General features: G+C 33.1%; 12 protein-coding genes and 3 tRNA genes. 9 read left to right on the top strand and 6 right to left on the bottom strand.

What is annotated here, in order from left to right; genetic code table 11:
- Nucleotides 1–67: 67 nt before the first annotated feature.
- Nucleotides 68–874 carry a sulfite exporter TauE/SafE family protein gene (locus GYM75_RS03220; protein WP_220216730.1) on the bottom strand — a complete coding sequence of 269 codons (807 nt, stop codon included), beginning with the start codon at nucleotides 872–874 and terminating at the stop codon, nucleotides 68–70.
- A gap of 261 nt (nucleotides 875–1,135) precedes the next feature.
- On the opposite strand from GYM75_RS03220, the gene GYM75_RS03215 reads away from it, so the two are divergent.
- The 3 genes from GYM75_RS03215 to GYM75_RS03205 all read left to right on the top strand — a co-directional run bounded on the left by GYM75_RS03215 (nucleotide 1,136) and on the right by GYM75_RS03205 (nucleotide 3,747).
- Entirely contained in the window at nucleotides 1,136–1,555 is a 420-nt protein-coding gene (locus tag GYM75_RS03215) for an OsmC family protein (protein ID WP_065559191.1), read from the top strand.
- A gap of 107 nt (nucleotides 1,556–1,662) precedes the next feature.
- Nucleotides 1,663–3,018 carry an APC family permease gene (locus tag GYM75_RS03210; protein WP_220216729.1) on the top strand — a complete coding sequence of 452 codons (1,356 nt, stop codon included), beginning with the start codon at nucleotides 1,663–1,665 and terminating at the stop codon, nucleotides 3,016–3,018.
- A 102-nt stretch (nucleotides 3,019–3,120) separates the two neighbouring features.
- Nucleotides 3,121–3,747: a LysE/ArgO family amino acid transporter gene (locus GYM75_RS03205; RefSeq protein ID WP_220216728.1), complete on the top strand. Its 627-nt coding sequence runs from the start codon at nucleotides 3,121–3,123 to the stop codon at nucleotides 3,745–3,747.
- Nucleotides 3,748–3,981: 234 nt separating this feature from the next.
- Here the strand turns inward: GYM75_RS03205 and GYM75_RS03200 are convergent, their stop codons facing one another.
- The 4 genes from GYM75_RS03200 to GYM75_RS03185 all read right to left on the bottom strand — a co-directional run bounded on the left by GYM75_RS03200 (nucleotide 3,982) and on the right by GYM75_RS03185 (nucleotide 7,652).
- Entirely contained in the window at nucleotides 3,982–6,321 is a 2,340-nt protein-coding gene (locus GYM75_RS03200) for a hypothetical protein (protein WP_220216727.1), read from the bottom strand.
- A gap of 1,050 nt (nucleotides 6,322–7,371) precedes the next feature.
- Nucleotides 7,372–7,447 (bottom strand) — tRNA-Lys (locus GYM75_RS03195).
- A gap of 18 nt (nucleotides 7,448–7,465) precedes the next feature.
- Nucleotides 7,466–7,541 (bottom strand) — tRNA-Val (locus GYM75_RS03190).
- Nucleotides 7,542–7,576: 35 nt separating this feature from the next.
- Nucleotides 7,577–7,652, bottom strand: a tRNA-Val gene (locus tag GYM75_RS03185).
- A 204-nt stretch (nucleotides 7,653–7,856) separates the two neighbouring features.
- Here GYM75_RS03185 and GYM75_RS03180 point away from each other — a divergent pair.
- From GYM75_RS03180 to tusA, 6 genes are all read left to right on the top strand, one after another.
- A complete protein-coding gene (locus GYM75_RS03180; RefSeq protein ID WP_220216726.1) occupies nucleotides 7,857–8,798 on the top strand; it encodes a PilN domain-containing protein in 942 nt (313 codons plus the stop codon).
- Nucleotides 8,791–9,264, top strand: a complete 474-nt coding sequence (locus tag GYM75_RS03175) for a hypothetical protein (protein WP_220216725.1) — start codon at nucleotides 8,791–8,793, stop codon at nucleotides 9,262–9,264. The genes GYM75_RS03180 and GYM75_RS03175 overlap by 8 nt, the downstream gene beginning before the upstream one ends.
- Nucleotides 9,261–9,632, top strand: a complete 372-nt coding sequence (locus GYM75_RS03170; protein WP_220216724.1) for a hypothetical protein — start codon at nucleotides 9,261–9,263, stop codon at nucleotides 9,630–9,632. Before GYM75_RS03175 ends, GYM75_RS03170 begins: the two co-directional genes overlap by 4 nt.
- Before the next feature lie 17 nt (nucleotides 9,633–9,649).
- The gene (locus tag GYM75_RS03165) at nucleotides 9,650–10,945 is read left to right on the top strand and encodes a secretin N-terminal domain-containing protein (protein ID WP_220216723.1); all 1,296 of its coding nucleotides are present in this window, start codon (nucleotides 9,650–9,652) and stop codon (nucleotides 10,943–10,945) included.
- Nucleotides 10,946–11,069: 124 nt separating this feature from the next.
- Nucleotides 11,070–11,885, top strand: coding sequence for a Cof-type HAD-IIB family hydrolase (locus GYM75_RS03160; protein ID WP_220216722.1), 816 nt, complete (start codon nucleotides 11,070–11,072; stop codon nucleotides 11,883–11,885).
- A gap of 18 nt (nucleotides 11,886–11,903) precedes the next feature.
- A complete protein-coding gene (gene tusA, locus GYM75_RS03155; protein ID WP_220216721.1) occupies nucleotides 11,904–12,134 on the top strand; it encodes a sulfurtransferase TusA in 231 nt (76 codons plus the stop codon).
- A gap of 37 nt (nucleotides 12,135–12,171) precedes the next feature.
- On the opposite strand, the gene GYM75_RS03150 is transcribed toward tusA, so the two are convergent.
- Nucleotides 12,172–12,576 carry a protein YgfX gene (locus GYM75_RS03150; RefSeq protein WP_220216720.1) on the bottom strand — a complete coding sequence of 135 codons (405 nt, stop codon included), beginning with the start codon at nucleotides 12,574–12,576 and terminating at the stop codon, nucleotides 12,172–12,174.
- Nucleotides 12,577–12,976: the final 400 nt, after the last annotated feature.

The raw sequence follows: 12,976 nt of genomic DNA, 5'->3' as shown, positions 1-12,976 counted from the left end.
GTTACAATTTACAGAAACAAAAAATCCAATTTAAATCAATTATCATTTAAAAAAATACATCATAACACTAGGAAATAATTAATTTTAAGGCCAATAACAACAAGAAAACACCAAACAACCTAATCAGTTTATCCACTGAAATTCTTTGCGCTATCAGTACGCCCACTTTTGCCATAGGAATACTGGCTAGCATAATGGCTAACACTGCAGGAACATAAACAAAACCAACGCAATATTTGGGTAAAGGCATTACATACCACCCCGAAATGATGTAACCTATCGTGCCACCTATGGCAACCGGTAGCGTAAAAGCTGCTGATGTGCCGATTGCTTTACGCATACCAATACCGCATTTTTTTAGAAAAGGCACGACTAATACGCCTCCACCTACGCCAACTAAAGCAGCAAAAAGACCAATAACACCGCCCATTGCGATATAAATACTAGTATTCAACTTTACCACTTCAGTAGCATGATTGTGCGCAACTTGACGGGTTTTAAAAACAAATTGACTACCAACATAAATCATGAAAATGACAAAAATCCATCTTAACCAAACACCCGCTATCAAAGGCGTAATGTAGGATCCTCCGATAGTACCAATAATACAACCTAAAACCATTCTTTTTAAAATAGACCACTCGATATTGTGGTTTTTATTATGCATCCAGCTTGAAGACAAACTCGTCCCAATGATTGTCGCTAAGGACGTGGCTATAGCGATATGGTTTGTCCAAACACTATTAACGGTAAAGTGGTTGAGTGTAAAAATTAGCGCTGGCACAATCAAAGCGCCCCCACCGATACCAAACATGCCGGCTAACAGACCTGCTGCCGCCCCAATGCAAAGAAACAGAATAAATTCTAGTATCATAAAGCATCCTTTTGATTTAGTAGCTAACATTAAAATCGAGATCATTAATTCAGATTTTAAAGAATATTTCAAATAATCATTTGGTTATATATCGAAATTGTACGGTTTTACAGGGTTAATATTTGACAGACCACCTAAGTTTAACATGACAATGTATTCAGTCATGATCAAATAGTGACAGATGACAAAAAATCGCTTATGTTAATAGAAAATCAATGAATAAAATAAATTTTTAAAAATGAAAATGGTAAGGAGTACATCATGAAAGATCGATTAAAATGGGTTGATGAATTTTGTTTTATGGGCGAAACAGCAAGCGGGCATGCCTTAATCATGGATGGCGGAATTGAACACGGCGGTCGCAATCGTGGCGCTCGTCCAATGGAACTATTACTGCATGGTGCTGCAGGTTGCATGGCTTATGATATTGTCGCTATTTTAAAAACAGCTAAAAAAGATATACGGGATCTGTGGATTGATATCGATAAAACTCAAGCTGATTCTTCCCCTAAAGTTTACACCACAATTAACTTTCATATTGTCGTCACAGGTAAAAATATTGACAACGAAGCCGTCGAAAAAGCCATAAAACTTGCATCTGAAAAATATTGTAGTGCCTCAATTATGTTAGGTAAAACAGCAAAAATGAGTTACACCTATGAAATAAGAGAGCACCATTAATCATATAGATCGAAAAGTTATATATAAATAACAAGTTGATCTTAGCTGTATAACCATTCATCCATTAACATATTGAACGTATGCTTTGATTTTAAATGAGAATGGTTATGCCGCAGTTAACAAAGAGTATGCGATTTCGAGATCTGGTCATTCTTGGATTGCTTTTTATTGGACCCGCAGCCCCAGTTGGATTATTTGGGGTATTGGATGCAACGAGTGATGGCGCCACGGCGTTAGTGTATATGGTAGCGACATTAGTTATGGGGTTTACGGCATATTCTTATGCCAGAATGGCAAATGCGTTACCCCATGCCGGATCGGTGTATGCTTACTGTTCAGCGGGAATTCATCCTCATGCTGGTTTTTTAGTCGGTTGGTTATTATTGCTTGATTATTTGTTTATTCCAGCTGTGGCTTATCTATTTAGTGGAATATCCCTTAATGCCCTCATGCCTGATATTCCTGTTTGGCTATGGACGGGTTTAGCGGTTATTGTGACAACAGCACTGAATTTAATAGGGATTAAAAAATCGATTAATATCACTTTAGTTATATTAATTCTTGAAGTCTTAATTTTATTAGCGATTTTAACTGTGGGAATTTGGGTATTATTAACAAGTGATATTGAACGAGACTGGTTAAGACCATTTACAGGTGGACAATTATTTACTTGGGAAAAATTATTTACAGCGGTATCCATTGCCGTGTTATCGTATTTAGGTTTCGACGCCATCGCAACTTTTTCTGAAGAAAATCGAGGCGAACGCAATTTAGTCAGTCAAGCTATCCTAACTTGTTTATTCATAGCCGGGTTACTGTTTGTTATTCAAATTTATGTCGGTTCATTACTCAGTCCCTACTCTCCCGAATATCTGCAAACGCATACAGAATTACAAGGAAAAGCCTTTTACAATATTGTTAACCAAGAGATAAGTCTATGGCTCGGATGGGCGTTAGGTTTAATGAAAGCAATAGGCGCATCATTTGCTGCCATGGTCGGACAAGCTGCTTCTAGCCGTTTACTATTTAGTATGGGTCGAGATAAACGCTTACCTGCAATGTTTGCGAAGGTCGGTAAGCAAAGCGGTGTACCTACTATCGCAATTTTATTTGCAGCAATTTTTAATTTAGGCTTGGCAGCGATTGCAGCAATCAGTCCAAAAGGATTGCCAACTTTAATTTCATTTGTTGATGTTGGTGCACTTACTGCATTTATTATGTTACACCTTTCAGTGATCGGCTATTTCAAGTTTAAAAAACAGAATTTCAACTATCGTATTTCTTCTTTTGTATTTGATATATGTTTGCCTATTATCGGTATCTTGGTCTTAATACCGGTATTACTTCATATTGATAATCAAGCCAAAATAGTGGGGATTATCTGGTTAACAATAGGCATTGTTGTTCTGATTTTTAATCAAGGAAAATGCCAATTAACGGCATTCACTAAAGCGAATATATAACCTAATCAACTTTAATTTATATCAACGATGCTATAGTGTATTGAATAATAGAATGGAAGATATCAAAATAACAATTAAATACATTTAAAGGATTATTACACTATGTTGGCGGAAATATTACGGGGAGCGATGATCTCCGGTAGTCTTATTATTGCTATAGGTGCACAAAATTTATTTGTACTAAAGCAAGGTTTATTAAAAAATCATATATTCTTTGTGTCAGCTCTCTGTTTTATATGTGATTTTACCTTAATGTCAATTGGCATCATGGGAGTCGGAACATTTATTAGTGCCAATCCTTTAATTACCAATATCCTTGCCATTTTAGGGGCACTTTTTTTGATATGGTATGGATTTAACGCATTAAAAAGTGCGATTAAAGGCACAAGTAGTATGCAAATTGAATCTCAAGATACAAAAAACAATAGTTTACTGAAAGTCGTGCTTGCGACTTTAGCAGTGACGTTACTCAATCCACACGTTTATTTAGATACGGTTGTTATTGTTGGGGGAATTGCAGGAACGTTAACCAGTGAGCAGAAAATAGCATTTCTAATTGGTGCTGTTTGTGTTTCATTTATCTGGTTTTTTGGTATTGGCTACGGTGCCAGACTTTTAACCCCCCTATTCAAACAAAAAAGAATGTGGGTTATTTTAGATTGCTTGGTCGGTTTGGTGATGTTTTATATCGCTTATCGGTTAATTATGTATGTTTTCCAAGGCATTTAATCAACTAAAAGAATTAATAGGCAATAGTTAACCATCCTAATTTTTCTAAAACTTGTGATCATTACCCAGATCACAAGTTATTCTGGGTATATTTATCCTGTCAGCTAATTATTTTGTTCCAATATATGAATAATAACTAATTTAAATCATCTTTTTGCTTCAATGACGCCCCAAACTAAAAAATTAATTTAAATCTCTGCAATAAACTATTTTAAAGCTAGTTTTTCTAAACAGTTATTTTTTATCATTATTTTTTAAGGCATTAAGTCTGTTTTTTGCATTATTATTACCTTGTAAAGCAGCTTTTTCATACCAATATTTTGCTTTATTTAAATCAGGTTTAGTTCCTTGTCCTTTGTCATACAACAATCCCAAATTATATTGAGCGTTAACATAATTTTGACCTGCTGATTTTTCGTACCATTCTCTCGCTTTTACATAATCTTGGGTTACACCATGGGCTTTATCATACATCACACCAAGGTTATTTTGAGCTTTTGCATTACCCCTATGCGCTGCTTTTTCATACAATTCTTTCGCTTTAGCATAATTTTGCTTAACACCATTGCCAACATGATACATATAACCTAAACTGGTTTCAGCATCGATATTATTTTGTTTAGCGGCTTCTTCATATAATTGTTTTGCTTTCGCAAAATCTTTTGTAACGCCATATCCTTTGTCATACATAACTCCAAGATTATATTGAGCTTCAGCGTAACCTTGACGGGCCGCTTTTTCGTACCATTCTTTCGCTTTAGCATAATCTTGTGTTACACCGTATCCTTTATCATACATCACACCAAGATTATTCTGAGCTTTTACATTACCTAGTAAGGCAACTTTTTCATATAATCCTTTCGCTTTTGCATAATCTTGAGTTACACCATATCCTTTATTATACAACACAGCTAGATTATATTGAGCTTCACCATAACCTTTAAAAGCCGCTTTTTCATACCATTCTTTCGCTTTTGCATAATCTTGAGCTACGCCATGTCCTTTATCATATAGTATACCAAGGCTATTCTGAGCTTTTGCATTACCTAATGAGGCTGATTTTTCATACCATGTCTTCGCTTTTTCATAATCCTGAGTTACACCATATCCTCTGTTATACATTGTGCCAAGATTATACTGAGCTTTATCATTACCCTGAAGCGCAGCTTTTTCATACCATTCTTTGGCTTTAGCATAATCTTGCTTTACCCCATATCCTTCTTCATACATAATGCCGAGATTATTTTGTGCTTTACTATAACCTTGAAGTGCAGCTTTTTCGTACCACTCTTTAGCTTTTTTGAAATTTTGAGTTACACCTCGACCTTCATCATACATAATACCTAGATAATATCTAGCTTGAGCATATCCTTGCATGGCTGCTTTTTCATATAACTCTTTTGCTAAATTTAAATTTTGGGGAACGCCATGTCCTTCATCATACATACGAGCAAGATTAAATTGCGCTGTTACGTTATTCGATTTTATTGCTTTCTCATACCACTCTTTTGCTTTTGTAAAATCTTGATTAACACCTAGTCCATTATCATATAAATAAGCAAGATTATTCTGAGCTTGTGCATTACCCTGAAGCGCGGCTTTTTCATACCACTCTTTTGCTTTAGCATAATTTTTACTTACACCATTACCATTATGATACATAAAACCTAGATTAACTTGCGCTTCAGGATGATTTTGCATGGCTGCCTTTTCATACCACTCTCTAGCTTTAGTTAAATCTTCAGGGACTCCTAATCCTTTATTATAGATATAACCAAGATTATTTTGCGCTAACACATTTCCTTGTTGAGCAGCTCTTTCATACCACTCAATAGCTTTAACATAATCTTGTTCAACTCCTTGTCCTTCATCGTACATTGAACCGAGATTATATTGCGCTATAGCATGACCTTGTAGCGCAGCTTTTTCATACCATTCCTTCGCTTTACTAAGATTTTGAGGAACGCCTTCGCCTTGATCGTACATGGAACCCAAATTAAATTGAGCATCAGCATGACCTTGTAACGCTGATTTTTCATACCATTCTTTTGCCTTGCTATAATTTTTTGCTATTCCTTTACCTTCATCATATAAATATCCTAGATTATATTGAGCTGAAGCATTTCCTTGACTAGCCGCTTTTTCATACCACTCTTTTGCCTTACCAAAATTCTGAGTAACACCATTGCCATTTTCGTACATATAGCCAAGGTTATTTTGAGCCAACGCATTATTTTGAAGTGCTGATTTTTCAAACCATTTTCTTGCTTTGTCGAAATCTTGTTTGACTCCATCACCGTTATAATACATTAATCCAAGATTGATTTGTGCAAGCTGATTGCCTTGAAGTGCTGATTTTTCATACCATTCAAAAGCCTTTTTATGATCTTTTTCAACCATTTGCCCATAATAATACATCAACGCTAAATTATATTGAGCCTCAGGATCATTATTATCATTTGCTTGTTGGTAGATACTTTCGAAAGTTATTGGCATTGTTTCTTCAGCTTGGGCGGAGAAGATAAAGCAAGTAAAGTACATTGATTGTAACAATATTGTAAGTTTTTTATTCATTTCATTTCCATTTCTAACATAATTTATTATTGTGTTTTATATTTCTGACATTTTCTAAAAAAAGCATTTCAAATAATTTAAATTAATTATATCAGTATTATAAAATTATAATTTTATTATTACTCATTTATTTTAACTACAATAGATTAAATAATAGTAAGTATCTTATTAATCTATTCCGATCTTGTCTCTTAAATCTTTTTATGATCGGTTAAAGCTACTTAAATTCTTGTATTATAATTATATTAAGCTTTAACATTATTTAAAAGATGTGTTTTTAACTGTTAGATTTTATCAACACCGAAAACTGTATTTTTCGGGAAAACCAATAAAATTATGGTTTAATGATCATTAACTAAAATTTTGAATTGAATCTTCACACTTACAATATTTTAGAATTGTGAAAAGGCTATTATAGCGGTTTTAATGATTTTGGTTGGAAATTGTACTAAAAAACTAATTTAATTCAAAAATGATAATATTCGAAAGAATAGCAAAATTGACCTGTTAGATTAGATTGATATAAAGGAAAGAAAGTGGTGGGTCGTGAGCTTGATTATTCGGCACTTCGTGTGCCTCACCCCTTTGGGGCCAACACTTCGTGTTGTTCAAATTCGTTCCAGACGAATTTGTCGAACGCTTGCGTTCTCATCGCTTATGTTTACTTAAATTAGTCTCGTTGACTATATTACGAAAGAGGAAAGAAAGTGGTGGGTCGTGAGCTTGATTATTCGGCACTTCATGTGCCTCACCCCTTCGGGGCCAACACTTCGTGTTGTTCAAATTCGTTCCAGACGAATTTGTCGAACGCTTACGTTCTCATCGCTTATGTTTACTTAAATTAGTCTCGTTAACTATATTACGAAAGAGGAAAGAAAGTGGTGGGTCGTGAGCTTGATTATTCGGCACTTCGTGTGCCTCACCCCTTCGGGGCCAACACTTCGTGTTGTTCAAATTCGTTCCAGACGAATTTGTCGAACGCTTACGTTCTCATCGCTTATGTTTACTTAAATTAGTCTCGTTAACCATATTACGAAAGAGGAAAGAAAGTGGTGGGTCGTGAGCGATTCGAACGCTCGACAAACGGATTAAAAGTCCGCTGCTCTACCGACTGAGCTAACAACCCATAGAAAAGTACTAAAAGTGGTGGGTGATACCGGGTTCGAACCAGTGACCCCCTCCTTGTAAGGGAGGTGCTCTCCCAACTGAGCTAATCACCCCAAATGTTTTATTGCTAAAACGTCACGGTAAAGATTGGTGGGTGATACCGGGTTCGAACCAGTGACCCCCTCCTTGTAAGGGAGGTGCTCTCCCAACTGAGCTAATCACCCTTACCGTGTGGATGTGCATTATAAGGCACGTCTTATTTCAGTCAACCTTTTTTTTCATAATTTCGCAAAATTAGCCTTGTTCGATTTAATTTTAACCTTATTTTGCGTAATACTTCGCAAAAATTCCTATTTCTCATTTTTATTTGTCCAATGTTAACTATGATTGGCAGGAAATTATTTAAGGTGAAAAGAAATAAATTGAATATGTTTATTAGCAAATGTTGTATTAAAATTCATATTGAACCCGAACTTTTACGGTATGAAATGATTTATTTGAATAAAAATAAATCACACAAAGAAAACCAAACAATTGCTTATTATCCCTATCAAAATTTTAACGATGTGGAAAAATTTATAAATGAGCTGAAAAAATGCCTTCCTCGACAAACGGTATTTGAACTTTATCTTGCTGAAAATACTATTCAAACAACGGAACTTGAACCACCTAAGATAAAACTAAAGTCCGAAGAGCTGACTTTATATGTTGAAGCATCAATTTATAAACTATTTGAAATACCAGCTCAAAATATCTATTTCGATTTTATTTATACGACAACTCAAAGTTATATCATCGTTAGCATATGTAATCGTAATGACATCAATGAATGGCTTAATTTATTTAAAAAACATAAGTTAAAATTAAACTTTATTGGCGGATTGATAAATGAAGAAAAAATCAATTTTTTACCTTGGCGACAAAATAAATTGAAAATACATAAGGTTAGTTTAATCTTGGTCGTTATAAGTATTATCGGGATATCCAATGGTCTGTTATGTTATTTATGGCAACAAACACAAACTGAATTAAATCATTATTTATTGTTAAACTCAAAACAACAAAAAATAAAAAAGGAATTAACTGAACAAATATCTACCTTTATCCCCAATCTATCGATCAGCCAAAAACAACTTTATCAAACTTTATTGTTGCTTTCCAAGCAATTACCTTCAGTGATTTGGTTGGACTCTTTGGAATATCAAATTAATCAAGTCATTATTAAAGGTAACAGCCTACAATATATTGATATTATCAATTTTAGTCATGCTATTTTAAAATTTACCGACATAATAAAATGTCGAATCCTGCAAGTTTGGACTAATAAAAATCATTTATCGTTTGAAATGGAAATTGAATTCAATGAATAATGATTTTTTTTATCGTCCTATTTGGCAACAATACGGTATTTCTTTTTGTTTTGTCATGACTATATTTTTCTTCAACTACCTATTTTTCTTGAATGATATAACTCAAGAAGTAAACCAACAAAAATTACTTTTACAAACAAACAATCAAGAAATTAATAGATTGCAAACAACCATAGAAAGATATCGGCAAAATCGCAATACGATGTTAAGGTTAATTTCTGAAAAAGATTTAGCTAAAGCAATAAATAAAAATCATTTAATCCTAAATTCTTTTAAATATTACAAGGTAAATTCCATTCAAAACTGGGATATAGAATTAAAAGGAAAATTCTTAAATTTTTTGTCTTTTATAAAATGGATGAAGGATAACGATTATTACATTGATATAAAAAATTTAATGATTAATCGAGAAATTAATGATTTAACCATATCATTCACCATAGTATTTGATATAGGAAAAGCATGAAGAATTATCCCGTTTACCTAATAATTTTTAGTATCATTATTAGTTTTTATGTCAATGCTGACAACACTTTGTCACGCGATCCTTTTAACCAGCTTTATCCCATTTCTTGTGCTGCACAAGCAGATATATTGCAGGAACAAATACAAAGCTGGCAACTCAAGGGTATGATAAAACGACAAAACAGTAATTATTATCAAATTTGGTTATATTCAAATCAACAATGGTTAACAATAACAAATAATGAAGTTCCCCATGTTTTATTTCCATGGCAAATAAAAGCATTTTTAAGTGATAAAGTGATTTGGCAAGCTAACCAGGCTCTACCATGTAAAGATAGTCTTGCCTGGACTATGTCATTTAATCCATGAGACTAAGGTACAATCTAATGGCAAAAATTCAATTTTATTTTAAAAATCTTTGTAAAAAATGGGAATTGTTCATTATTATCTTATCAATATTTTTTGTGAACTGTAGCTTCGCCAATGTTAATAAATTTGCTGAATCAACAAAATCCGATCTTATTACTCTGAATTTTCATCAAACTGAAGTTGCTATCATTTTGCAAGCTTTAGCCGATAGTAAGCAACTCAATTTGATCGTGACTGACGATCTTTCTCAAAAACAAACAATCAAACTTCACGATGTTAATTGGAACAAAGCACTAACAATAATACTTAATGCAGCTAAATTACAAGCGAAAATCGAAGATAATATCTTATTTGTTTCTAAAACCGTTGATCCTCAAACTTTACTTCAAAAACAAAAAATAACGCAATTAGAACAAGAGAAAGAACTTCCACTTGATACGCTTGCCATCGAAGTAAAACATGCTGATCCAGCAATAATACATGAAACAATTTTACAGCAAGGTATACTCTCTGAACGAGGAAAAGTCTTAATCGATAAACGAACTAATTCAATCATTATTACTGATCTCTCAAAACGATTTAACAATATAAAAAAACTAGTTAAAACCCTCGACAAACCTATACCACAAGTTCATATTTCAGCTCACATTGTTAATATGAGTGATGAAAGCATGTCTGAACTTGGTATAAAATGGGGATTTTCAGGTCGTTCATCACAAGTGCTAAATAAATTTGATGTTGATTTAAATGTAACAAATCCAAGCACTAATATAGGTTTTAACCTAACTAAAATTTCAGGGAGTTTACTTAATTTAGAGTTATCTGCTTTACAAGCGGAAAATCAACTTGAGATTATTGCTAGTCCAAATCTACTCACCGCTAATCAAAATATGGCATCAATCAAACAAGGAACAGAAATCCCTTACGAAGTATCCAACGGTAACAGTGGCTCGACCTCCATTGAATTCAAACAAGCTGTTTTAGGGTTGGAAGTTACACCTAAAATAGTTGGGAACAATATGATGATTTTAGATCTTTATATAACACAAAACACGGCTGGACAAGCGATTAAACGCAGTGATGGTGGTGAATCACTCGCCATAGATACGCAAGAAATAAAAACACAAGTCAAGGTTAAACATGGAGAAACAATTGTTTTAGGCGGAATCTTTCATCAGATTAATAGTCAAAATAATCATAATGTGCCAGGTGTCAGTAAAGTTCCCATTGTAGGTAATCTTTTTAAATACAAGAATAAAAAACAACAAAAACGAGAATTAGTGATTTTTATCACACCACATTTAGTTGAGTAAATGTTAACAGAGTTGTATCATACTTTAACCTATATTTTGAACTTTTACTTTAACAGAGAAATTTGCTTCAAAGTATTGTTTTACATCATTATGATTATCAATTTTTACAATAGCAGAGAATATTATGTTTCAAGTTGTCGCTTCGGATTTAGATGGCACTTTATTAACGCCTGAACACAGTCTTTCACCTTATACCAAACAAGTTTTGCAAGCATTGCGTCAAAAAGGTATTCATTTTATTTTTGCCACAGGGCGACATCATATTGATGTTGCACAGATGCGAGAAAATATGGAAATTGATGCTTATATGATAACTTCAAATGGAGCCAGAGTTCATGACAGTCATGGAAACTTAATTTTTAGCCAAAATGTTGAACCTTCGCTTGCCAGTCAAATCGCCCAAGAGTGCACCGACGATCCATTAGTGTTTACCCATATTTATCGAGGCGATCAATGGTTAATTAATAAAGAGGACACCTATTCACTCAGTTTTCATCAAGAAAGTCATTTTACTTATGAGTTTTTTGATCCTTATAAATTTGAAACAGATGATATTGCTAAAATTTATTTCACGACAAGTGATGATGCCCTTCATCCACATTTAGTCAAATTAAAAAATCGGCTTGATGAAAAGTATGGCGATCAAGTCAGTATTGCTTTTTCATCATTAAATTGCCTTGAAATTATGGGGGCAAATGTTTCCAAAGGTAGTGCATTAAAAAAAGTGGTCGACAAATTAGGATTATCGTTAAACGATAGCATTGCGTTTGGTGATGGCATGAATGATTATGAAATGTTAAAAATGGTAGGAAAAGGGTGTATAATGCAAAATGCAACCCCAGATTTACGACAAAAATTACCTGAATTAGAAGTAATTGGTTCAAACGCTGATGATGCTGTACCTCATTATCTTAATAAACTTTTTTCAATAAATCTTTAACCAACATTATTGATAAATATGAAAGCAGACAAAGAACTTAATACAATTGGATTACGCTGTCCTGAACCCATAATGATGGTTCGCAAAACAATGAGAGAGCTTGCTATTGGGCAAGTTCTACTTGTTATTGCTGATGATATGGCAACGACTCGTGATATCCCAAGCTTTTGCAGACATATGGATCATGAATTACTCAGTTCTCAAATTGAATGTCAACCTTATTATTACTGGATAAAAAAAACTCATTAATAACATATAATATGTGTTAATGTTCTATCTTGATTAATCAAGTTAAATCAATTTGATATAAGTAGTAACGAAGTGTTCGCCAATCATCAGGCTTAAGATTATTAGTGATTAAAAAAAGGGTACATCGATGCCCTGTACGTCGTGACTTTAAATTTAATAGAATAATATACCGAAATATCAGCGGTCTATGCATTAAATACCAGCGCTGATTATGCCAATAGATCTGATTTATATGATGAAATAACGCAAGCTCTCCTGTAATTGTTTGAAAATAACAGATACTACGCCACCACTCAATAATTAATAATACAACGACTATAAACGTATAAGAGTTTAAATGAGTATCAGCAAATAAAAAAAGGCTGGTCATCATTAGAAACAAATAAAAACTTGAAGAAATGATAATTTGCAAGTAAGATTGATTAAGTTTTGTACTCCACATAATTTCTAACCAATAAAATTAAAATTTAACTATTTCACATTTTGATTAGAGTCATTTGAAATAAAATAATAATTTGTGAAATGATTCTCAAAATAGATGGCGTATTATTGATTGAATGATTCAATTTTAAAGCTAATAGTTTAATTTATAAAACTACGATTAAGCTTTTAAAAACAGTTTTTAACTAAAATGTAATATTCATCATTGAGCGTTAATAAACTTTTTTTATTCGAAGAGATAGTTCAAGCATCAAAAATATTAAACAAATGGATAATTTTAAATATGAAGAATTAATATTTTGTTGAATAATGCTTTACACAGTTAAAAAAGAAAACGTTTTCATTAAAGTTCAGTAATCAGAAATATTTTAAACAGAAATACAATATATTTCTCAATAACT

The sequence above is a fragment of the Gilliamella sp. ESL0441 genome, from assembly GCF_019469185.1.
In the GTDB taxonomy this organism is placed as follows: Bacteria; Pseudomonadota; Gammaproteobacteria; order Enterobacterales; family Orbaceae; genus Gilliamella.
Note: the sequence above shows the minus strand (reverse complement) of the source record. Positions and strands in the feature narration are given on the sequence as shown.